The following is a 21156-nucleotide window of genomic DNA, read 5'->3' on the forward strand; positions in this document are numbered from 1 at the left end:
GATAACGAAATTATGCGCTCGGATCAGCTTGCGCGCGACGATTTGCGCTCGCCCGTCGCCGCATTCTCTGCCGCGCGACTCATCAGCGAGGCGTAATCGTCGCCGAACAGCACCTGACAGAAGCGGATCGCGGCCTGCACCTGCTGCTGCCGATAGGTGCGGACCTTGTGATCGGCGGAGCGCAGCGACTGCACCAGCTGCTCGGTCGAGCGCTCGACATATTGCTGGAGGTCGGAATAGGTGCGCAGCGTCACCTCGTTGATCGCAAGCTCACTCGCATAGTTGCGGCAGGCCGCGACGAAATCGATCAGCGCCACGGTTTCCTCGACCTCGGTGCTGTCGATTCGCGCCCCCGGCGGAATGTCCTTCTCGGCGCGTTGGCGCAGGATGCGACGAACGCGGCCGGGAACGCTGTCGATCTCGGATTGCAGCGCATTGGAGATGTCGGCGCGGATCGAGACCAGCTGCTTGCCCCAAGCGGAATCGTTGCGCAGGTCGAGCTCGGTGCGCAGGCCGCGCACGCCGTCATGCAGCGCCTTGAGATTGCCGGCGACGTTGTCGAAATTGCCGCGCTTGATGTCCATGCGCAGGACCGCGGCCACACAGGACAGATCGTGCAGGGCGATCGTGACGGCGACACCGTAGGGCGTTGCCGCGACGCGGATCTCGTCGTCCGAGGCGGCAATCTTGATAGCGAGGCGGATGATCTGCCACGGCGCGGTCATCCGCTGCACCACCATGGACAGCGCGAAGGGCAGCATCTGCGGGGTCTGGAGGACTGGAATGTTGAGCGCCGACGTCACCGAGGCGATCTGGGAATCGCCGAAGGCGCGCAGGAAGCGCGGCAACTTCTCGTTCAGGGCGGCGATGGCTTCCCGAACCTGGAGCACCGCACCGATTGAATAGAGGTCCTCGATCACGTTGGGCGGGCCGACACGGGCCAGCGCGCGCGACTTGTCGCCGCCGCCTGGCCCCGTCAGCTCGAAGATGGCGTCCGCCGCCACCGCCTGGAGCCTGGAGGCCAGCGCCTCGACCTGGCCTGCACTGTCTAGCGGTATGCGGGCCAGCGCCGCCTCGAATTCATTGACTTTGTCCGGGGCGCCGTCACGCCCGAGCCATTGCCAGATTGGATGCAGCGAGGAGCGGCGGATTTGTCCGACCCGGACCGGGGTGCCCGCCTCGACCAGGAACGGTTCCAGCACTTGGAAGAGAAGCCGCGACAGATCGTCCGTGCGCGGTGGCGGGGCTTCGTCGGCTTCGCTCTTGCGGACGATCTTGCGCAGCTGCTCAAGCACGAGGGTCGCGACAGCCGTGTCCTGGCCGCGCTCCAGCGCGCGCTCGAACTCTCGCATCAGCAGTGCCTGCGACTGCGGCGGGAGCTGCGCGAGATATTCCCTCAGCCGCTCGATCGATGTCTGGCTCATGCGCCCGGGTCATGCACGGTAAAATGGCGGACATGGGATGCGTCCGGGCGCGATCTTAGGAGCTTCCCACTTAAGAAGCCGTTTAGGAAGTCGCCTCGAATGCCCCCCGGTTTTGCCGCAGAAGCATCCGCCACGGCGAAAAATCAAATGAGAACAAGAGATTATAATCCCGGGAGGACCAGTTCGGCTCGGAGGCCCCCGATCGGCGCGCCGCCGAGGGAGAGGCTGCCGCCATAAAGCGCGGCGAGGTCGGTCACGATCGACAGTCCCAGCCCCGAGCCCGGCTTGGACTCGTCGAGCCGCTGGCCGCGTCGGGAGACCTGGGCACGCTCGGCCTCCGACAGGCCGCGGCCGTCATCGTCGACGATGATCCGCAGACGCGGGCCGGCGCCGGCCAGTTGCGGCGTCTCGACCGCAACCTCGATGAAGACGCGTGAGGCTGCCCATTTGCAGGCATTGTCGACCAGATTGCCGACCATCTCATCCAGATCCTGGCGCTCGCCCCGGAACCTCGCAGACGGATCGGCCTTGGCCTCGACCACGATGCCGCGGTCGCGGTGGATCTTCTCCATCGTCCGCCGCAGCGCCTCGATCGCGGGCGCCACCTCCGTCACCGTCGCGACCACCGAGACCCGTGCCGCAATGCGCGCGCGCTCCAGATGATGGGCAACCTGGTCGCGCATCACGTCCGCCTGCTCCATCACCTTGGCCGCGAACGGATCGGCCCCGTGGGCGCCGGCCTCGTTGACGATGACGGAGAGCGGCGTCTTGATCGCATGGGCGAGATTGCCGACATGGGTGCGCGCCCGTTCGACGATTTCGCGATTGGCATCGATCAGCGCATTGGTCTCGCGCGCCAAAGGCGCGATCTCGACAGGAAATTCACCCTCGAGCCGCTCCGCCCGACCCGAGCGGATGTCGGCGATGGATTCCGAGATGCGCTTGAGCGGCGCGAGACCAAAGCGGACCTGGAACACGGTCGTCAGCAGCAGCACGATGCCAAGCGCCGTAAACGTGCCGCCGAGGTAATAGTCGAAGCTCCGCGTCTCGTCGAAAATCTCGGTGTCGTCGCCGGCGACGCTGACGAGAAATTTGCCGTCGGCGCCGAGATCGACCGGCCGCTCCACCATGCGCAGGTTCTGCCCTTCCGGCCCGTCGACATAAGCGAGCCGAATGCCGGCGGCGGTGAGCTCGGCACCCTGCTCTTCCAGTTTCGGCAGTTTCTTGTCCCAGAGCGAGCGCGAGGAGCGCACTTCCGGCTTCTCGGTGTCGGTCCGCGTGATCTGCCAGTACCAGCCGGACAGCGGCAGGTCGAACAAGGGCTCGCCCAGCGACTGGAACTGGCGGTCGGGCGGCTCGTCGGGGGTGGCGACCTCGGCGATCAGCGTGCGGAGATAGAGATTGAGACGGCGGTCGAAGGAGCGCTCGGTCGCGTTCTTGTAGACCGAGGACAGCACGACGCCGGTAACGGCCAGGATCACCACGAGCCACGCGGTCGCCGAGAGGAACAGGCGGTTCGCAAGTGAGCTAGCGGGCATCGGAACGATCCCGGGAGGCGCAGGATGGCAGGGCATCGGTCATGACCGGACCAAGGCCCTTGGCGGGCCGCCCGTCAAGCCGCTTCAAGCGCCGGGACTGGGCGGGGTCAGGAGATAGCCGAGCCCGCGAACGGTCTGGATGATGTCGACGTCGAGCTTCTTGCGGATGCGGCCGACGAAGACCTCGATTGTGTTGGAGTCGCGGTCAAAATCCTGGTCATAGAGATGCTCGACCAGCTCGGTGCGGGAGACGACGCGCCCGGAATGGTGCATCAGATAGGCCAGAAGCCGATATTCGTGCGAGGTCATCTTCACGGGATTGCCTGACACGCTGACCCGGCCCGTCCTGGTGTCGAGCGTAACGGGACCGCAGCTGAGCTCGCTCTGGGCGTGGCCGGTCGAGCGGCGCAGCAGCGCGCGGATGCGTGCCAGCACCTCCTCCAAATGGAACGGCTTGGCGACATAGTCGTCGGCGCCGGCATCGAACCCCTGCACCTTATCGCTCCAGCGGTCGCGCGCGGTGAGGATCAGGACCGGCATGGTACGGCCGTTGCGGCGCCAGGCCTCCAGCACCGAGATGCCGTCCTTCTTCGGCAGGCCGATGTCGAGCACGATGGCGTCGTAAGGCTCGTTGTCGCCGAGATAATGCCCCTCCTCCCCGTCGAAAGCGCGGTCGACGACGTAACCGGCGTCGGTCAGCGCCTTGGTAAGCTGGCGATTGAGATCGGGGTCGTCCTCAACAACGAGCAGGCGCACGCTTCTCTCCAAAGATTGGCTGCCAGAACAGGCTGCATGACCACGGCCAGAGATGAGCAATTCCGGCGTGAACCGAATATGAACGCGGGGAACCGGCCAGGTTACTTTTTGGTCATATACGACCTCTGACGCGCCGACGCGACTGCGCCCGCCACGCAACCGGGCGAGCCGGGGGCATGGCGGGCGCAAAGTGCTGCGTCACGCGGCGAATATGAAGATCCGTGGCGTTCGGATCCAGCCGGGTCAAGTCCGGAAGAACACGAACCAGACGACGGCGAGGATCAGGACGGCAAGGCCCGTCGAGATGGCAAGCAGCGCCGCCACCGAAGGCCCGGGCTCGCCCTGGCGCGCCTCGGTCGGAGTTTCCACGATCTGATGCCGCTCTCGCGTGGTTGCCATAATGCCCTCAATCTCTGGACGTCGCTTCGATAGCCGCGACCTCCTCGCAGCCGATGTCTCGAGCCAACGCGTGATTGAATATGATGTTCCGGCCTTTACGCTTCGATCCGGCAGGAGCGCAGGCCCAGCGGCCGGTTAACGCAGTTGCAAGATTCAGTAACCCGCCTTGCTATGATTCGTTGTTCCCTGATGGTATCCTAGTCGCCTGTCCCCGTTGCGTTTGGAGTAGCCCATGGCCCCCCGCGCCAATTGGAAGGGTTTTCTGCGTCTATCGCTCGTGACCTGTCCGGTCGCGCTCTATCCCGCCACTTCGGATACCGAGAAGGTCTCCTTCAACCAGATCAACCGCAAGACCGGCCACCGCATCAAGTACCTCAAGGTCGATGCGGAGACCGGTGACGAGGTGACGTCCGAGGACATCGTCAAGGGCTACAAGGTCGATACCGACACCTATATCGAGGTCACCAAGGACGAGCTCGACGAGATCGCGCTGGACTCCACGCACACGATCGAGATCGACGAGTTCGTGCCGAAGGCGGACATCGACAACCGCTACCTGATCCGTCCCTATTACCTCGTGCCCGACGGCAAGGTGGGCCATGACGCCTATGCGGTGATCCGCGAAACCATCCGCAGCATGGACAAGGTCGCGATCGGCCGCGTGGTGCTGACCAACCGCGAGCACATCATCGCGCTGGAGCCGCTCGATAGCGGGCTGATGGGCACGTTGCTGCGCTATCCCTACGAAGTGCGGAGCGAAAAAGAATATTTCGACGACATCCAGGACGTGAAGCTGACCAAGGACATGCTCGACCTTGCCAAGCACATCGTCGAGAAGAAGTCCGGCGCTTTCGAGCCCGAGCTGTTCGAGGATCACTACGAGACCGCGCTGATCGATCTCATCAACAAGAAGCGCAGCGGCATGCCGATCACGGCCAAGGCGGCACCGAAGACTGGCGGCAACGTCATCAACCTCATGGACGCGCTGAAGAAGAGTCTCGCGAGCGAGCGGGAGACAGCTCCCGCGGCGGGGGTCGCCAAGGAGACCGTCAAAGGCAAGAAGCCGAAGAAGCGCGTCGAGGGCCAGCGCGAGATGCTGCTGCCAATCGCCGGCAAGAGCGGCAAGGACGCTGCGGCGAAAACCGCGCCCAAAGAGGCTTCGAAAAGGGCCGACAAGCCGGTACGCGCGCCAGCGCGAACGAAGAAGGCCGGTTAGCGACCTCACACTTACGATCTCGCGTGATGTCCCCCCTCGCCGGTCGGCCGGACTGACATGCCCTGGTCGACGGCGTTCGACGATCCAGTTCGTGTGAGCAACAAGCGCAACTTGCTCACGCTTCAGGAGGCGGCGGACTACATCATGCAGCTGCCGGACGACGCGCAGCACGAGGCGCACTGGCAGACTGCCATCGAAACCTTGATCAATGCGGCCGAGACCGGCGGCGGCTGGGTGATGTTTGCCCGCATCGCCATGTTGCGGGCGCTGAATGCGGACGGCCGGCGCGCATGAGAGCGATGGTCGCCACCTTCGGTTGGCATGCTTGCCGACCTCTTGACGAACAGGCTCAATAATCCGCTAAGCGAGACCCTCGTTTTCCGATTTGCGGCGCTCTGCGCGTGAACCAGGATATTCCTGCGGGAGACGAAGTTGAGCACTGGGCCGCGCACACGGCGCAGTCGCAGCCGGGCACGATGGGACTTTGTCGGCCCCCTCGCCGCCGTGCTGAAACGCCGCCTGCCGGCACAACGAGGCCGTCCTAGCGGACGCTGCGGCTGCCACTGAGAGTGCGCCGAATTGCGCGCATTTGGATGGGATGAGGGAACTTTAATTTAATGAATGTCAACGTATGAAGCAGTGGCGCGCTCGCCTGGGTTTAATTGTTTTGGCGCGAAGAAAATCTATTCGATCGATTGACGAGTTCGAAAACGACGCGGCCATACATTGGATCGGATGAAGAGGAGTTGGCAATGAGTTTGCTTAGGTCTTTCCTTGCCGATGAGACTGGCGCCACGGCCATCGAATACGGCTTGATCGCCGCCGGCATTGCATTGGCCATCGTGACCGTCGTGAACAACACGGGCAGCCAGCTCCTCAACAACAAGTTCAACTCGATCAGTTCGTCGATGAAGTAACGGCCGCCGTCGCCCGAGGCGGCGGACTTCCCGGGCACTGACTTCAGCATGGCTCGCGGCGCCTTGCCGGAGCATGCCTTCCCCATCTCGTCATTCCGAGCGCAGCGACGCTTCGCAGCGCCGCGCTTTGACGGCCATGCAAGTCCTGATATCCTTCGGCACGACATGGCTCGACGAGCCATGCCGTCAATGGATGAACCAGAGCTGCTTGAAGGATGCGGATGAGAAGCGTGGCGCTCTTGGCTCTCAGTCTTATGTTGGTCGGCGTCTGCTCGGGCGACAGCGCCAGAGGACAGAGTTCGGCCGCGCCACCGGTTTCGCTTGCTCCCCCCAATACATCGCCGCCACGCGGGAGCGCAACAAACTCCAGAATTCCGCCGGCGCCATCCGGCAGAGAAGCTTCGCCCCCCGTGATCGGCGGTGCGCCGCAGGTGCCGAATCCGGCCGCCGATTACGATGGCTTCAGCATAGGCGCCGCCGACGACCATGACACCCAAAGTCAGGTGACGCCGCCCGTGAGGTCACGTGCAGCAAAGGGCTCCAGTTCCAATCTGGAGACAAATGGCCTCGCGGGGCAATCATCGATTGATCAGGACGATGAGGCGTTGAAGCGAAAGCTGACGATTTGCAAGAATTGCAAATAGGGAAGTTTCTCGGCCGTTGGCAAAAACGGCTGAGTGGCTGGCAAGATTGCAGCCCGCTTGAACACCGGGAGTGGCTCCGCGGATGCAGTTTTCCGGACTGCACGCCAGCCGGGCTACCGCAGCACACCGCATGGCTGACCTACCGCGACTACCGTCTGCTCGCGCTTTACCCTCACCCAATTTCCTGATCCTCTCTCCTCCAATCAGCCGGGCCAACCGGCCAAGCCTCAGGAGAGAGACGCCATGAAACTCGGCACCGCAATCGCGGAAATCATGCGGCGTGAGGGCATCGAGATCCTCTGCGGCTATCCGGTCAACCATCTGATCGAGCATGCGGCGAAAGCCGAGATCCGGCCCGTGATGGTGCGGCAGGAGCGCGTCGGCATCCACATGGCGGACGCGATCTCGCGGGTGTCATCGGGGCGCAGCATCGGCGCGTTCTGCATGCAGCATGGGCCGGGCGCGGAGAACGCGATGGGCGGCGTTGCGCAGTGTTTCGGCGAGTCCGTTCCCGTGCTGGTGCTGCCGATGGGCTATCCGCGCAGGCTTACGCATATCGAGCCGAACTTCAATTCCAGCGAGGCGATGAAGCCATTTGCGAAATCCTCCGAGCCGATCAACCTCGCGGCCGAGGTCGCCAACATCTTCCGCCGCGCCTTCACCAAGCTGAAGAACGGCCGCGGCGGGCCTGTGATCGTCGAGATACCGGCCGACATGTGGAACGAGGAGGTGCCGGAGCCGCTCGACTACACGCCGGTGCTGCGCACGCGCTACGGCGCCGATCCTGTTCACGTGAAGGAAGCAGCCAGCCTGCTCGTGAACGCAAAACGGCCGGTGATCTATGCCGGCCAGGGCGTGCATTACGCGCAGGCGTGGCCGCAACTGAGACGGCTGGCCGAACGGCTGGCTATCCCCGTCACCACCAGTCTTGGCGGCAAGTCGTCCTTTCCGGAAACACATCCGCTCTCGCTCGGTTCGGGCGGGCTCGCGGTGCCGCGCGCGGTCCCGAAGTTTCTGTCTGAAGCCGACGTCATCTTCGGCGTCGGCTGCTCCTTCACCGAGACCAATTTCGGCATCGCGATGCCGAAGGGCAAGACCGTCATCCACTCCACGCTCGACCCGAACCATCTCAACAAGGATGTGGAAGCCAGGATCGGCCTCGTCGGCGACGCCGGCCTCGTGCTCGATGCACTGCTGGAGGAGATCGGCAGGTCGGTTACGTCCGATCGTGATGCCTCCGTGGTCGCGGCGGAGATTGCGGCCTCACACGAGCAGTGGCTGGCGAAATGGATGCCGAAACTCACCAGCAACGATGCGCCACTCAGCCCGTATCGGGTACTCTGGGACCTGCAGCACACCGTCGACATCCACAACACCATCATCACGCATGATGCCGGCAGCCCGCGCGACCAGCTCTCGCCATTCTGGAAATCGGTCGAGCCTCTCAGCTATCTCGGCTGGGGCAAGACGACGCAGCTCGGCTATGGGCTTGGGCTCGCGATGGGCGCCAAGCTCGCGAAGCCGGACAAGCTCTGTATCAATGTCTGGGGCGATGCGGCCATTGGCTTTACGGGCATGGATTTCGAGACCGCGGTGCGCGAGCGCATCCCGATCATGTCGATCCTGCTCAACAATTTCTCGATGGCGATCGAATTGAAGGTGATGCCGGTCTCGACCGAGAAATATCGCTCGACCGACATTTCCGGTGACTACGCCGCGATGGCGCGCGCCTTCGGCGGCTATGGCGAGCGTGTGTTGAGGCCGGAGGACATCGTGCCCGCGATCAAGCGCGGGATCCAGAAAACGCGGGAAGGGATACCAGTGCTGCTGGAGTTCATCACCAGCAAGGAAACGGAGGTGTCGCGGCCGGGCACGTGAGCCCGGCCGGGCTTCAGCGGCGGGGCGTTGGCTCCGGCCGCAGAAGATGTGATAATCCGGCCCGGTGCCGCGCTTGTCGCGGCATCAAGCCGGATTAGGAATGACCGTCCCTTCCAACGAAATCGAAGAACTCGAACAGCGATTGCAGTCGGCCGCAACCGAGAATGCACGGCTGCGCGGCGAGCTTGCGGTCGCGCGGGATCGCCAGAACGCCAGCGCCGAGATCTTTCGTACCATCGCAGCCTCGCCCTCCGACGCCCGGCCGGTCTTCGCGGCGATCGCGTCCAGTTCGAAACGCCTGCTCGACGGCTTCTCCGCCACCGTACTTCAGTTCATCGGCGACGAGCTGCACCTCGTGGCGTTCACGCCGACCAGTCCGGCGGCGGACGAAGGGCTCAAGGCGTCGTTCCCGCGCAAGATCGCGGACTTCCCAACGTTTGCCCTCGTGCGCGATGGCGAGACGATCCAGTTTCCCGACAGCGAGGCTGCCGACGTCCCGGAGCTGAACCGAAGGCTGGCGCGGCTGCGCGGCTTCCGCAGCGTGCTGTTCATGCCGCTGATGAACCGGGGCGCCCCGGTCGGCATGATCAGCGTCACGCGCGCCGAGCCTGGCGCGTTCGCGCCCGATCTCGTGCAGCTGCTCCAGACCTTTGCCGACCAGGCCGTGATCGCGATCGAGAATGCACGGCTGTTCAACGAGACGCGCGAGGCGCTGGAGCGCCAGACCGCAACCGCCGACATCCTCAAGGTGATGGCCGCCTCGCCATCCGACGTGCAGCCGGTGTTCGAGGCCATCGCCGCCAATGCCAATCGCCTGATCGGCGGCTTCTCCACGGCGGTACTGCGCTACATCGACGGCGCCGCGCACCTTGCGGCATTCACCCCGACCGATCCGGCCGGGGATCGTGTGCTCCAGAATTCCTTTCCGGTGCCCTTTGCGCAGTTCCCGCCATACCCGCTCGTGGCCAATGGCGCTTCGGCGCAACTGCCCGACACCGAGCTCGAGCCGGCCGCGCGCGACATCGCGCGCGCCCGCGGCTATCGCAGCATGCTGTTCACGCCGTTGATGAGCGAGGGCGAAGCCATCGGCATCATCATCGCCACGCGCCGGGCGACCGGCCGCTTCGCCGAGCATCACGTGCGGCTGCTACAGACCTTCGCCGACCAGGCGGTGATCGCGATCAAGAATGTGAGCCTGTTCAACGCCACCAGGGAAGCGCTGGAACGTCAGACCGCGACTGCCGACATCCTCAAGGTGATCGCGGCCTCGCCTGCCGACGTGACGCCGGTGTTTCAGGCCATCTCCGACAGCGCCAAGGCGCTGATCGGCGGGCACTCCTCCACCGTCACACGCGTCGTCGACGGCATGCTGCATCTGGCAGCCTTCACCACGGACGTTGAGGCCGGCAACGCAGACTTGCTCAGCTCCTTCCCGACGCCGCTGTCGGCGTCAGGCATTCACAGCCGGGTGGCAAGAAGCGGACAATATGCCTTCCGCAGCGACATGCAGAGCGAACCCGATCTCACCGAGGCCATGAAGGAGTTGGCGCGGACGCGGGGCTATCGCAGCATCCTCGTGGTGCCGATGCTGCGCGACGGCATCGCGATCGGCACCATCGCGGTGACGCGGCGGGAGCCCGGTCATTTTCCGGAGAAGGCGATCAATCTGCTCAAGACCTTTGCCGATCAGGCCGTCATCGCGGTCGAGAACACGCGCCTGTTCAACGAGGTGCAGGACCGTACCCGCGAGCTAGCAAAATCGCTCGACGACTTACGCGCCGCGCAAGACCGGCTGATCCAGACCGAGAAGCTTGCATCGCTGGGCCAGCTCACCGCCGGCATCGCCCATGAGATCAAGAACCCGCTCAACTTCGTCAACAATTTTGCTTCTCTCTCCGCCGAGCTGACGGACGAGCTGAACGAGGTGCTTGCGCCTGTCATGCTCGCAGACGACATCCGCGCGGAGGTCGACGAGCTGACGGGGCTTCTGAAGGGCAATCTGCAAAAGGTTGTGCAGCACGGACGACGTGCCGATTCCATCGTCAAGAACATGCTGCTGCATTCGCGAGAAGGCGGCGGCGACCATGGGCTGAGCGACATCAACGCGCTGGTCGAGGAGAGCCTCAACCTCGCCTATCACGGCGCACGCGCCGAGAAGCCGGGATTCGACGTGACGCTGAAGCGCGAACTGGATCCCGCGGCCGGGCAAGCCGAAGTGTTTCCGCAGGAGATCACCCGGGTGCTGCTGAACCTGATCTCGAACGGCTTCCACGCGGTCACCAAGCGCAAGGCCGAGGGCGCAGCCGATTACGATCCGGTGGTGATCGCTGCGACGCGCGACCGCGGCGACAGCATCGAGATCCGCATCCGCGACAATGGCACCGGCATTGCGGACGAGGTCAGGGAGAAGATGTTCAATCCGTTCTTCACCACCAAGCCAGCCGGCGAAGGCACCGGCCTCGGGCTGTCGATGAGCCACGACATCGTGGTGAAGCAGCACGGCGGCACCATCGACGTCACGACGGAGCCCGGCGCATTCACGGAGTTCACGATCCTGCTGCCGCGGAAGAGCAGCTTTCCGGAGCGAAGCCGCGCCTAACTGGCTGCGATTCCCTACTCCGCCATCTCGACCGGCTGCGCGGTGGCGGGCCCGGCGAGCGGCCGCTCCTCCATCGCAATCAGGCAGAGCGCGGCGATGGTCATCAGCGCGGTGGCGGCGCCGAACACGTAACGGAAGGCGTGCCGCATCTCGTCGGCGGGGATTGCGACGCTGCCTGCGGCGTGATGCTCGCCCGCGAGCGGAACGTCGGTGCCGAGCGCGATCAGCAGGATCGCCGCGAACGCCGCGACCGTGAACGAGGACATCAGCGAGCGGAAGAAATTCATTGCGCCGGTGATGGTGCCGACTTGCGGACGCGCGACCGAGTTCTGCAGCGAGACCACGCACACCGGGAAGGTCGTGCCGAGACCGAGCGCGAACGCGGCCATCAGCGTGAGGAGGCCCCATAGCGGCAAGGTCGTGAGTGTGAGGCCAAGGCCGCACAGCGCAGCCCAGGACGTGCCGATGATGGCGACGCGCTTGTAGTGCTTGGCGCGCGCCATGGTGCGGCCGGCAATCGCCGCGCCGCAGGTCGAAACCGCCGCGAGCGGAATCAGCGCAAGCCCGGCCTCGCTGGCGGTGAGATGATAGACCTGCTCGTAATAAAGCGGCAGTTGCACGGTGAGGCCCGTGATCGCGCCGAGACCGCAACCGCCGGCCGTCAGGGCGAACGGCGCGACAGTCCCACCGAGCAGCGGCAGCGGCAGGAACGGCTCGTCCGCACGCCGCGCGTGCCAGACAAAGGTCACGACGAGCGCGACGGCGCCACCCAGCATCGCAAGCACGGCCGGCGACAGCCAGGCATAGCGCGTGCCGCCCCAGGTCAGCACCAGCATGAACACGACGGCGGACGCCATCAGCAACACGCCGCCGAGCCAATCCACCTTTCGCTTGCGGTGGAACACCGGGATCTTTTTCATCCTCGGCAGCAGCAGCGCGATCGCGGCGGCTGCCAGCGGCAGGTTGATCCAGAAGATCATCGACCAGTGCAGATGCTCGGCGAACACGCCGCCGATGACCGGGCCGAGGATGCCGCCGACCATCCAGACGCTGGAGAAATAGGCTTGGTATTGGCCGCGCTCGCGCGGTGAGACGACGTCAGAGATCACTGTCTGCACCACCGGCATGATGCCGCCGCCGCCGAGGCCCTGAAGACCGCGCGCCAGAATCAGCATCGGCATGTTCGGCGCGATCGCGCACAGCACCGAGCCCGCGACGAACAGGCTGAGCGAAGTGATGATCATGGCCTTGCGGCCGTAGATGTCGCTGAGCGTGCCGAACACCGGCGCGACCGCGGTCGAGGCGAGCAGATAGGCCGTAATCACCCAGGACAGGCTGGAGACGTCCTGGAACTGGCGTCCGATGGTCGGCAGCGCGGTCGCCACGATGGTCTGGTCGAGCGCGGCCAGGAACATCGTCACCATTAGGCTGATGACGATGGTGCGGACCTCGTCCTGTGACAGCGGCACTGGCGGGGCGACGGATGGCGCGTCATCGACGCTGATGACTTCGCTCGGAAGGCGGGACAGCTCTTCGGCAATGTCGTCAGGCAACGCCTGGATGTCGGCAGAACTGCTCTGCCGGTCGAACTTGTTCATCTCGCTCGGACGTCGTGTGGCGGCGCAACGCCGCGAAGGATTCGTTCTATGCAGCCCAATGTAGACAGCAAAATCCTTCCCGGGCAGGCACCGGGGCGCATGGGTGCATCCCGCCGCCGGGTCATCCCGAACCCGTGATCCGGAGTCTGCGGCAGTCAGTTCTTCGGCCGTCGCTTCAGGCGGGCTCGTTTCGGCAGCGCGGCCGGCCATTGCACGATGTGGTCCTCGAGATCCTCGTCCGGGATCTCCTCCTCGCTGCCCTCGACCCGGCCACGTACGGAGACGCCGGCCTCATGCACGGTATTGGGATCGCCTGACACCAGCGGATGCCACCAATAGAGGTCGCGCCCCTCGGCAACTAGCTTGTAGGCGCAGCTCGGCGGCAGCCAGTTCAGGATGCGGACATTGGCCGGGGTGAGGCGGACGCAGTCCGGAACCTTGTCGGAGCGATTCGGGTAGTCCTTGCAGGCGCAGCTCGCCCCATCGAGCAGCTTGCAGCCGATATGGGTGAAATAGATCTCGCCGGTGTCCTCGTCCTCGAGCTTGTTCAGGCAGCAGCGCCCGCAGCCGTCGCAGAGGCTTTCCCATTCATCCTGAGACATCTCTTCCAACGTCTTGGTTTTCCAGAAGAATCCTTCCTGGCCGGAAGGTCGTTTGGGAGCTGCGGTCATGCGCCTCAACAAGAGTTCGAAAGAGCTACGGCGATGTCATCTACGGCGTGCGGCTGTGCAGGTGCAAGCAGAGGCCCTTTGAGGCCCGTAATGACCCGGGGTCAATTAGGCCTGTTGTTCAAAATCGCGAGCGTGGCCATTGGTTTATGGGCCCTGCTCGGCTAGAACGAACAGCAAGTCCCCAAAGGACGCGAACCGGGCGCCTTGGGTTTGCCGCAACATTCCCGCAAGACGTCTCGATGCCGCCCCGGCCGGGTGCTTGAACGCTTTCGAAGCAAGCCGCAAGGGTTCTAGGTGCGCCAGATCATACCACCGCATTGGAAGCAGAAGATCCGGAATTTCCTCCTGGATCTCGATGCGCGCATCGACTCCTCGCTATTCTCCTCGGCCAAGGGCATCCGCGAGCTCTACGAGCGCTACTCGACCTTCATGGACCGGTTCTATGTCGGGCGGTGGAAGCGCTGGGTGTTCATCGAGCCGCTGTCGGAAGCCGCCACCGTCGGCCTCGGCGGCCTGGTCGTGATGCTCACGCTCGCCATCCCCGCCTTCCGCGAGACCGCGGACGAGGACTGGCTGAAGAAGTCCGACCTCGCGGTGAGTTTCCTCGACCGCTACGGCAACCCGATCGGCAGCCGCGGCATCAAGCACAACGACTCGATCCCGCTGGAAGACTTTCCGGACGTGCTGATCAAGGCGACGCTGGCGACCGAGGACCGCCGCTTCTACGACCATTTCGGCATCGACGTCGCCGGCACCGCGCGCGCTCTCGTCACCAATGCCCAGGCCGGCGGCGTTCGCCAGGGCGGTTCCTCGATCACCCAGCAGCTCGCCAAGAACCTGTTCCTGAGCAACGAGCGCACCATCGAGCGCAAGGTCAATGAGGCCTTCCTCGCGATCTGGCTGGAATGGCGCCTGAGCAAGAACGAGATCCTCAAGCTTTATCTCGACCGCGCCTATATGGGCGGCGGCACCTTTGGCGTCGATGGCGCCGCGCATTTCTACTTCAACAAGTCGGCGCGCGACGTGACGCTGGCGGAAGCGGCGATGCTCGCCGGCCTGTTCAAGGCGCCGACCAAATACGCCCCGCACATCAACCTGCCCGCCGCCCGCGCCCGCGCCAACGTCGTGCTCGACAACCTCGTCGATGCCGGTTTCATGACTGAGGGCCAGGTGTTCGGCGCCCGCCGCAATCCGGCCTTCGCGGTCGACCGCCGCGACGAAGCGTCGCCGAACTATTATCTCGACTACGCCTTCGACGAGATGCGCAAGCTCGTCGACACCTTCCCGAAGTCCTACACCGAGCGTGTCTTCGTGGTACGCCTTGCGATCGACACCAATGTGCAGAAGGCCGCCGAGGACGCGATCGAGAACCAGCTGCGCCAGTTCGGCCGCGATTATCACGCGACACAAGCGGCGACCGTCGTCGCCGATCTCGACGGCGGCATCCGCGCTATGGTCGGCGGCCGCGACTACGGCGCCAGCCAGTTCAACCGCGCCACCGACGCCTATCGCCAGCCCGGCTCCTCGTTCAAGCCCTACGTCTACACCACCGCCCTGCTGAATGGCTACACGCCGAACTCGGTCGTGGTCGACGGCCCCGTCTGCATCGGCAACTGGTGCCCGCAGAATTATGGCCATTCCTATTCCGGCTCGGTGACGCTGACCCAGGCGATCACGCGCTCGATCAACGTCGTGCCGGTGAAGCTGTCGATCGAGATCGGCCGGCGGGATCAGCCGAAGGCGCCGAACCCGGCCAAGGTCGGCCGCGCCAAGATCGTCGAGGTCGCCCGCCGTTTCGGCATCAAGGCGCCGCTGCCCGATACGCCGTCGCTGCCGATCGGCTCGGACGAAGTCACGGTGCTCGAGCATGCCGTCGCCTATGCGACGTTCCCGAACCGGGGCAAGGCGGTGACGCCGCATTCGGTACTGGAGGTGCGTACCGGCGCCGGCGACCTCGTCTGGCGCTGGGACCGTGACGGTCCGAAGCCGCGCCAGGCGATCCCCGCCTCCGTTGCGGCCGACATGGCGGGCATGATGAGCCACGTCGTCAGCGAAGGCACCGCGCGCCGCGCTGCGCTGGACGGCATTCCGACCGCGGGCAAGACCGGCACCACCAACGCGTATCGCGACGCCTGGTTTGTCGGCTACACCGGCAATTTCACCTGCGCGGTGTGGTACGGCAACGACGACTACTCGCCCACCAACCGCATGACCGGCGGCTCGCTGCCGGCGCAGACCTGGCACGACATCATGGTCGCGGCGCATCAGGGCGTCGAGGTGCGGGAGATCGCCGGCATCGGCATGGGTCAGAAGCTGCCGCCGCAGCATGTCAGCAACGCGCAGGCCAATGCGGCGCCGAAGGTGCTGGAGACCAAGCCCGGTCCGCCGCCCGTGCTGACCAAGCGCGGCGCCGACGTTCTGGTGCGCGTCGAGAAGCTGCTGGATGATGCGGCCAAGACGGCGAACAAATCGGCCGCCGACACCAAGCCGGCCTCGTCGACGAGTGCGCTCGCCTTCCCGCAGAACTATGCGGAAGAGAACGCCAACGCCTCCGCCCCGCGCAAGAACTGATCGAAACCCGTGCGGCTGATCCTGATCACATTGACGGCCCTTCTGCTCGCGACGGTGGTCGGCGTCGGCGCCACCTGGATGACGACGACGCGCGGCACCGAGATCGGCGCGCTGACCATCGGCGCCTGGACCGCGCGCCCGCGCACCGGCACCGCCGACGTCGATCCCTATTCGCGCGCCACTATTGTGCGCAACGGCGAATTGCCGATCGGCACCGGCGACGGCGTCGCCTTCACCGCGACCACCGACGACAAGAAGAAGGCGCTCGACGGCCGCTGCGACGTGATCGTCTCCGGCGTGACACCGCCGGCGCGGTTCTGGACGCTGACGCTGTACGACCGCAAGGGCCACCTCGTCGCCAATTCGCTGCAGCGCTACGGCTTCACCAGCCAGGAGATCGTGCGCCAGTCCGACGGCTCGTTCGAGATCCGCATCGCCTCGCGCTCGCGCGCCGGCAATTGGCTGCCGACCGGCGGCATCGAGCGCTACGCCTTGATGCTGCGCCTCTACGATACCCCCGTCGGCGTCGCCACTCGCACCCAGCGCGATGCGCCGATGCCGCAGATCACGACGGTGGGCTGCTTATGATCCGCCTGTTGTTCACCATCGTTGCCGGCATCATTCTAGGTCTCGTGGTCCATCTCGTCAGCGTGCTGGCGCTGCCGCGGATCGCGACGCAGGACGCCTATTCGCGGCTGACGCCGATGACGAAGGTGAACGCCGTCACCCAGCTTCCCCTCGCCGATCCGCAGACCTCACCGATGCCGTTCATGGATCCGGCCTTTGCGCTCGCGATCTGCCGCTACGATCTGTCGGGCGGGCCGATCAAGCTGACCGTGCCGGTGAGCCCGGCCTACACCTCGGTGTCGTTCTACACCCGTAACGAGATCGCCTATTACGCCATCAACGACCGCTCCGCGGGCCGCAAGGTGATCGAGCTCGACCTGATGACGGAGGCGCAGCACAACGAGCTGCCCGAGGACGAGGAGGTCACCGCGGCCGACCGCCTGATCATCGATTCCCCTGCTACCACCGGGCTGATCGTGATGAAGGCGCTCGCCCCCGAGCCCGGCCTGATGCCGCAGGCGCAAGGCTCGCTCGCGGCCGCGACCTGCGCCCCCCAGACCGAGCCGCCGGCCAAAGCCGAAGCGCCGCGCAGCCGGCGCTGAAGCGCGCCGCTTCGGCAGCGCAGCAACAAAACTGCGAAAACAACCCCATGCACAGTAGCCAAGCTACTGAAGTCAAGACCGTTTTCATGTCGGCATTTCCTCCATAGCGGCCGCGAGGCGCTGGGCTCGGGCCAAACGTCCTTTTGACACGTCGGGCAAAACACCGGCACAATGCCATCATCGAGGGATCGGCCGTTGCGCGTGCGGAACCGCGCGGCCGACAATTGCTCCCCAGTAATCTGACCGCAGCCGCGATGGCGGGAGATGTCAGGCGACAGTAGGACGCAATCGAAAATCGATTGCGCCCGTTGAAGCAGCACGTTTCCAGCGCTATCGATCTGAAAAACTTGCGTTAAGCGGGAGAAACGCATGAGCACCATCACCGGCGGCTGTCACTGCGGCGCAATCCGTTATCAAATCGAGGGCGAAGCAATCGTGCACGCGCTGTGCCACTGCCGCGATTGCCGGCTTCACGCCGGCGCTCCGCTCGTCGGCTGGACGATGTATGCGGAGGATGCGGTCAAGGTGACCAAGGGCGAGCCCAAGGTGTACCGGTCTTCGGAACATGCTCGGCGGCGCTTCTGCGGTGACTGCGGAACTGGCCTGTTCTACGTCAACGCCAACATGCCTGGGATCATCGACGTCCAGAGTGCGACCTACGATGATCCCGATGCCGTGCCGGCCACGATGCACATCCAGGTCGCCGAGCGTCTGCGCTGGATGGAGCGTGCACACGAGCTGCCGACGTTCGATCGCTTTCCTCCGCAGCCCTAGCGACAGGCGTCGATCCGGCTTCGCGCCAACGTTTAAGGCATTCCAGCCGCGAGCTTGATCCGCGCCTCAAAACTCCAACTTGTCGCGTATGGCTTCGATCCCGGCTTTCGCGCACGCTTCGTCCGCGTCGCCGCCCGGAGCGCCGGATACGCCGACCGCTCCGACCAGAGAGCCGCCTGCTTCGACGATCAGCCCGCCTCCGATGATGACTGTTCCGGGAAGATTTCGAATGCCCGCCTGCATCATGCCGGGTTGGCTGATCGCATTCAGATCGGTCGTACTGGTCTTGAACGACGCAGCTGTCCACGCTTTGCCGGATGCCGTTATTGGCGTGTGAGGACCTGCAAAGCGGTCGCGCAGCATCACTTGCGTTAGACCGGAGCGATCGACGACAGCGACGGCAACCTGGTAGCCACGGGCGCGGCAGCTATCCAACGCGGCACGCGCGAGATCGAGCGCCAGCTCCGGACTAAGCGATTTGTAGGCAACGAGGGCTTCTTCCGCCTCCATTGGACTGATGCACGCGATCAGCAGGGCGGTCGCGACCGACAGACATCGAGCGTTCATGGCTAACTCCGGCGAGGTTGGGCAGATGCTATTTGACCTCACCATATGCCAGATCATCGAACAGGGTCACGCTATCCGCCTTGGTCCACAGGCCGATCATCCCGGCATTCGTAATCGTGGCGTCCTCCACCTCGAATAACGGCTTTCCATCAAAGGTCACCTTGAATCGATGTCCCGCGAAGTCGCAACGCAACGCGTGCCATTGCCCGGACGCCACCGGTGTGCGGACGCCATATCCGCCCTTGCGACCGACAATCTCCAGTGACGTTCGAATGCCGTTGATTGTCTTGTAAAGCACGACATTGTCCTCCAGTGCGTTGGCCCGCACGACGTAGTAATTGTCGGCATCCTTGGCGCGCCAGATGATTCCCGCGGCGCGATCTTCGGACCCGGTAACCGCCTTGAACTTCACTTCAACAAAACCGTCGCGGATGGTGGTACCACTCTTGATGGCGACCGGAAAAGTCGCCCGTCCGGATTGCTTGAGGACGTTCGGCTTGCTTGGCGCTGTGGGCTCGGCCTCGACGGTCCATTTCGATTCTCCCTGACCGGTCTTCGTTAAAGTCCATCCTTCCGGCGGCATTCCGGCCGGAACGTTGTCAAAATTCAGGGTCTCGGCCATGGCGTTCCCTCCCAATAACCAAATCAGCATGGATGCAAGAGCAAGCCACGCCCATGCGGAAGGTCGCAACGAAAAGTTTGTGGCGGTGCCTATCATCAATTTTCCTATCATCAACTTTTCGGTCCATCGGATCGGCGTGCGGCTTGCCTCGGCTCATCTGCAGTCATCGTTCGCCGGAGAATACCAGAAGGCGATCACCTCCAGGCAGTCGGGCGCCGTGTGCGCAATGAAGACGCCGCGCGTCTTCGGATCGAAGGCGGCGTCATCGAAATCGCTGTTCAGGCCATTCGGGACCGGGATGAAGCCCAAGCTCTTCAGTGGCATGAAGCCTCATGGTCAGCGGGAGGAAAACGGCAGTGTCGACGCGATCAGCGAGAGCCCGGCGATCAGCAGCAATGCCAGCACAGACTTGCGAAAGGTCTCGTCGTCGATCATTCCGAACAGCTTGAATCCGGACCAAAGGCCGGCGACCATGAAGGGAACGCCGAGTACGTACAGCATCAGTGTTTCCTTGGTGATCGTGCCGGCCGCCGCCTGGGACAGAGAGATGACCACGAAGGCGACGAACAGCACCGGCTGAAAGACGGCCCGCTGCACATCCTTCGGCCAACCTCGCCACTGGCACGATATCGTGGAGATGACGCCGCCGAGTCCTGTCAGCCCGCCAAGCATCCCGTTTGAGATGCCGATCGCGATATCGGCGCCGGTCCCGATCTTCATCGGCGCGAACACCGGCCTTGTGAGGCCATATATCGAGTAGACCAGCAACAATAATCCGACGCCGAACCTCAGATAGACGGGATCGAGATAGGCGAGAATTCCAACGCCGATCGGAATGCCGATGACGGTTCCTAGCGCGAGCGGCCATGCCTTGCGCAGATCCACCACATGTCGCAGCTTGTACATGCCGTAACCCTGGGTGAGCAGACCGTATCCAGCGATCAGAGTGGCGGTCTGTATCGGCGTGATGATGTGCAGCCAGACGCCGGAAACCACCAGACCCATCGCAAAGCCCGAGAAGCCGCTGACGAAACCGCCGACGAGGGCGGCAAGAGCAAAGACAGTGAAGACAAGAACATCCATATGACCGTCCCCGGAACGAGGTGGCGAGCGCTTGGATGGGAATCCATCTCACGGGGAGCTCGCGGTACCCCCGAAATCATCAGGTGTTATGTCAGACGCTTCTCCCGCTTACCTCCCGTCCTCGCGATATGCTGCAAGATGCCGGCGAGCACATAGCTGCTGGCCTTGGCGCCATAATCGACGTGACAGGTGCTCGTACATGTTGAGCGCCAGAATCGGCGTTCCGCCGGCAGGCTGTCAGTGACCCGACGCCCACTGATTGACGAGCCTGCGATCGCGCGGCGACCGGCCGACCGCGAGGTCCTGACGCGAGAGGAATAGAAGGGTTTGGAGATGGATAGGCAAACGGCAGACATGCAGCGTCCTTATCGAAAAAGGGACGCGATTCTTGGGCATGTCGCCTCACGGGGAGATCGCTTCCCCGTACCCGCAACTATTGCGCAGCAGGCGGATTTGTCAAATGCCCTCCGCACTCCGCTCTGACCAGCGGATGGATATTTCAACTGACTCGTAGACAACCAGCGCTTGCGAGCGTCCGGAGGTTGGCTGTCGATTCACCGCCGTTCACGATCGTCAGGATGAGCTCGCCAATCTCGGCCCACGGTTTGATGCTCCTGCCCGGATGAGTCAGCTCGACCCGCGCGTTCGCCTTCGCTGCCGCCTTGCGCTTTCCAATCACGGCCAATCTGAACGTCTTCAGCATCCTTTCTGTCCTGCTCGCGGGCCTGCT

The 21156-nt window shown here is 64.1% G+C and carries 20 protein-coding genes and 1 pseudogene; 10 read left to right on the top strand and 11 right to left on the bottom strand.

Translation table 11 applies throughout. From position 1 onward, the window contains the following. Nucleotides 1-23 precede the first annotated feature (23 nt). The 4 genes from IVA96_RS03980 to IVA96_RS03995 all read right to left on the bottom strand — a co-directional run bounded on the left by IVA96_RS03980 (nucleotide 24) and on the right by IVA96_RS03995 (nucleotide 4117). Nucleotides 24-1424: a hypothetical protein gene (locus tag IVA96_RS03980; RefSeq protein WP_247275857.1), complete on the bottom strand. Its 1401-nt coding sequence runs from the start codon at nucleotides 1422-1424 to the stop codon at nucleotides 24-26. Nucleotides 1425-1585: 161 nt separating this feature from the next. After that, on the bottom strand, nucleotides 1586-2962 hold the full coding sequence (locus tag IVA96_RS03985; RefSeq protein WP_247275858.1) for a sensor histidine kinase: 1377 nt from the start codon (nucleotides 2960-2962) through the stop codon (nucleotides 1586-1588). A gap of 84 nt (nucleotides 2963-3046) precedes the next feature. Further along, a complete protein-coding gene (locus IVA96_RS03990) occupies nucleotides 3047-3718 on the bottom strand; it encodes a response regulator transcription factor (RefSeq protein WP_247275859.1) in 672 nt (223 codons plus the stop codon). A 243-nt stretch (nucleotides 3719-3961) separates the two neighbouring features. Continuing rightward, the gene (locus tag IVA96_RS03995) at nucleotides 3962-4117 is read right to left on the bottom strand and encodes a hypothetical protein (protein ID WP_247275860.1); all 156 of its coding nucleotides are present in this window, start codon (nucleotides 4115-4117) and stop codon (nucleotides 3962-3964) included. Between the two features lie 232 nt (nucleotides 4118-4349). Between IVA96_RS03995 and IVA96_RS04000 the strand changes: the two genes are divergently transcribed. The 6 genes and pseudogenes from IVA96_RS04000 to IVA96_RS04025 all read left to right on the top strand — a co-directional run bounded on the left by IVA96_RS04000 (nucleotide 4350) and on the right by IVA96_RS04025 (nucleotide 11371). After that, a complete protein-coding gene (locus tag IVA96_RS04000; RefSeq protein ID WP_247275861.1) occupies nucleotides 4350-5333 on the top strand; it encodes a Ku protein in 984 nt (327 codons plus the stop codon). 57 nt (nucleotides 5334-5390) lie between these two features. Continuing rightward, nucleotides 5391-5627, top strand: a complete 237-nt coding sequence (locus tag IVA96_RS04005; protein WP_247275862.1) for a hypothetical protein — start codon at nucleotides 5391-5393, stop codon at nucleotides 5625-5627. A gap of 458 nt (nucleotides 5628-6085) precedes the next feature. Next, nucleotides 6086-6250 (top strand): Flp family type IVb pilin, encoded by a 165-nt coding sequence (locus IVA96_RS04010; protein WP_247275863.1) that lies wholly within the window; start codon nucleotides 6086-6088, stop codon nucleotides 6248-6250. A 410-nt stretch (nucleotides 6251-6660) separates the two neighbouring features. Further along, nucleotides 6661-6894 carry a hypothetical protein gene (locus IVA96_RS35735; protein ID WP_346015464.1) on the top strand — a complete coding sequence of 78 codons (234 nt, stop codon included), beginning with the start codon at nucleotides 6661-6663 and terminating at the stop codon, nucleotides 6892-6894. 234 nt (nucleotides 6895-7128) lie between these two features. Beyond that, nucleotides 7129-8772 (top strand): annotated as a pseudogene (locus IVA96_RS04020) (thiamine pyrophosphate-requiring protein); the annotation flags it as partial. A 100-nt stretch (nucleotides 8773-8872) separates the two neighbouring features. Further along, the gene (locus tag IVA96_RS04025) at nucleotides 8873-11371 is read left to right on the top strand and encodes a GAF domain-containing protein (protein WP_247415457.1); all 2499 of its coding nucleotides are present in this window, start codon (nucleotides 8873-8875) and stop codon (nucleotides 11369-11371) included. Nucleotides 11372-11385: 14 nt separating this feature from the next. Here IVA96_RS04025 and IVA96_RS04030 read toward each other — a convergent pair whose 3' ends face one another. Together IVA96_RS04030 and IVA96_RS04035 are read right to left on the bottom strand one after the other, a co-directional pair. Then, complete coding sequence (locus IVA96_RS04030; protein ID WP_247275867.1) at nucleotides 11386-12969, bottom strand: MDR family MFS transporter; 1584 nt, start codon at nucleotides 12967-12969, stop codon at nucleotides 11386-11388. Between the two features lie 155 nt (nucleotides 12970-13124). Further along, nucleotides 13125-13640: a YcgN family cysteine cluster protein gene (locus IVA96_RS04035; RefSeq protein WP_247275868.1), complete on the bottom strand. Its 516-nt coding sequence runs from the start codon at nucleotides 13638-13640 to the stop codon at nucleotides 13125-13127. A 294-nt stretch (nucleotides 13641-13934) separates the two neighbouring features. Between IVA96_RS04035 and IVA96_RS04040 the strand changes: the two genes are divergently transcribed. From IVA96_RS04040 to IVA96_RS04055, 4 genes are all read left to right on the top strand, one after another. After that, nucleotides 13935-16211: a PBP1A family penicillin-binding protein gene (locus IVA96_RS04040; RefSeq protein WP_247275869.1), complete on the top strand. Its 2277-nt coding sequence runs from the start codon at nucleotides 13935-13937 to the stop codon at nucleotides 16209-16211. A gap of 9 nt (nucleotides 16212-16220) precedes the next feature. Continuing rightward, on the top strand, nucleotides 16221-16799 hold the full coding sequence (locus IVA96_RS04045; RefSeq protein WP_247275870.1) for a DUF1214 domain-containing protein: 579 nt from the start codon (nucleotides 16221-16223) through the stop codon (nucleotides 16797-16799). Next, nucleotides 16796-17380 (top strand): DUF1254 domain-containing protein, encoded by a 585-nt coding sequence (locus IVA96_RS04050; RefSeq protein WP_247275871.1) that lies wholly within the window; start codon nucleotides 16796-16798, stop codon nucleotides 17378-17380. Before IVA96_RS04045 ends, IVA96_RS04050 begins: the two co-directional genes overlap by 4 nt. 369 nt (nucleotides 17381-17749) lie before the next feature. Next, complete coding sequence (locus IVA96_RS04055; protein WP_247275872.1) at nucleotides 17750-18154, top strand: GFA family protein; 405 nt, start codon at nucleotides 17750-17752, stop codon at nucleotides 18152-18154. A 66-nt stretch (nucleotides 18155-18220) separates the two neighbouring features. On the opposite strand, the gene IVA96_RS04060 is transcribed toward IVA96_RS04055, so the two are convergent. The 5 genes from IVA96_RS04060 to IVA96_RS04080 all read right to left on the bottom strand — a co-directional run bounded on the left by IVA96_RS04060 (nucleotide 18221) and on the right by IVA96_RS04080 (nucleotide 21129). Then, on the bottom strand, nucleotides 18221-18721 hold the full coding sequence (locus tag IVA96_RS04060; RefSeq protein ID WP_247275873.1) for a heme-binding protein: 501 nt from the start codon (nucleotides 18719-18721) through the stop codon (nucleotides 18221-18223). A 28-nt stretch (nucleotides 18722-18749) separates the two neighbouring features. Beyond that, nucleotides 18750-19343 (bottom strand): hypothetical protein, encoded by a 594-nt coding sequence (locus IVA96_RS04065; protein ID WP_247275874.1) that lies wholly within the window; start codon nucleotides 19341-19343, stop codon nucleotides 18750-18752. A 153-nt stretch (nucleotides 19344-19496) separates the two neighbouring features. Further along, nucleotides 19497-19667, bottom strand: a complete 171-nt coding sequence (locus IVA96_RS04070; RefSeq protein WP_247275875.1) for a hypothetical protein — start codon at nucleotides 19665-19667, stop codon at nucleotides 19497-19499. Nucleotides 19668-19679: 12 nt separating this feature from the next. Further along, nucleotides 19680-20426 carry a sulfite exporter TauE/SafE family protein gene (locus IVA96_RS04075; RefSeq protein ID WP_247415461.1) on the bottom strand — a complete coding sequence of 249 codons (747 nt, stop codon included), beginning with the start codon at nucleotides 20424-20426 and terminating at the stop codon, nucleotides 19680-19682. Between the two features lie 499 nt (nucleotides 20427-20925). Then, nucleotides 20926-21129: a hypothetical protein gene (locus IVA96_RS04080; protein ID WP_247275876.1), complete on the bottom strand. Its 204-nt coding sequence runs from the start codon at nucleotides 21127-21129 to the stop codon at nucleotides 20926-20928. Nucleotides 21130-21156: the final 27 nt, after the last annotated feature.

Source organism: Bradyrhizobium sp. 159 (assembly GCF_023073795.1).
Lineage (GTDB): Bacteria > Pseudomonadota > Alphaproteobacteria > Rhizobiales > Xanthobacteraceae > Bradyrhizobium.

Bases quoted from the DNA above. Each gene is read 5' to 3' on its own strand.
- IVA96_RS03980 (WP_247275857.1), bottom strand. From the start codon at position 1,424: ATGAGCCAGACATCGATCGAGCGGCTGAGGGAATATCTCGCGCAGCTC.
- IVA96_RS03985 (WP_247275858.1), bottom strand. From the start codon at position 2,962: ATGCCCGCTAGCTCACTTGCGAACCGCCTGTTCCTCTCGGCGACCGCG.
- IVA96_RS03995 (WP_247275860.1), bottom strand. From the start codon at position 4,117: ATGGCAACCACGCGAGAGCGGCATCAGATCGTGGAAACTCCGACCGAG.
- IVA96_RS04000 (WP_247275861.1), top strand. From the start codon at position 4,350: ATGGCCCCCCGCGCCAATTGGAAGGGTTTTCTGCGTCTATCGCTCGTG.
- IVA96_RS04005 (WP_247275862.1), top strand. From the start codon at position 5,391: ATGCCCTGGTCGACGGCGTTCGACGATCCAGTTCGTGTGAGCAACAAG.
- IVA96_RS04010 (WP_247275863.1), top strand. From the start codon at position 6,086: ATGAGTTTGCTTAGGTCTTTCCTTGCCGATGAGACTGGCGCCACGGCC.
- IVA96_RS04025 (WP_247415457.1), top strand. From the start codon at position 8,873: ATGACCGTCCCTTCCAACGAAATCGAAGAACTCGAACAGCGATTGCAG.
- IVA96_RS04030 (WP_247275867.1), bottom strand. From the start codon at position 12,969: ATGAACAAGTTCGACCGGCAGAGCAGTTCTGCCGACATCCAGGCGTTG.
- IVA96_RS04035 (WP_247275868.1), bottom strand. From the start codon at position 13,640: ATGACCGCAGCTCCCAAACGACCTTCCGGCCAGGAAGGATTCTTCTGG.
- IVA96_RS04050 (WP_247275871.1), top strand. From the start codon at position 16,796: ATGATCCGCCTGTTGTTCACCATCGTTGCCGGCATCATTCTAGGTCTC.
- IVA96_RS04055 (WP_247275872.1), top strand. From the start codon at position 17,750: ATGAGCACCATCACCGGCGGCTGTCACTGCGGCGCAATCCGTTATCAA.
- IVA96_RS04060 (WP_247275873.1), bottom strand. From the start codon at position 18,721: ATGAACGCTCGATGTCTGTCGGTCGCGACCGCCCTGCTGATCGCGTGC.
- IVA96_RS04065 (WP_247275874.1), bottom strand. From the start codon at position 19,343: ATGGCCGAGACCCTGAATTTTGACAACGTTCCGGCCGGAATGCCGCCG.
- IVA96_RS04070 (WP_247275875.1), bottom strand. From the start codon at position 19,667: ATGCCACTGAAGAGCTTGGGCTTCATCCCGGTCCCGAATGGCCTGAAC.
- IVA96_RS04075 (WP_247415461.1), bottom strand. From the start codon at position 20,426: ATGGATGTTCTTGTCTTCACTGTCTTTGCTCTTGCCGCCCTCGTCGGC.
- IVA96_RS04080 (WP_247275876.1), bottom strand. From the start codon at position 21,129: ATGCTGAAGACGTTCAGATTGGCCGTGATTGGAAAGCGCAAGGCGGCA.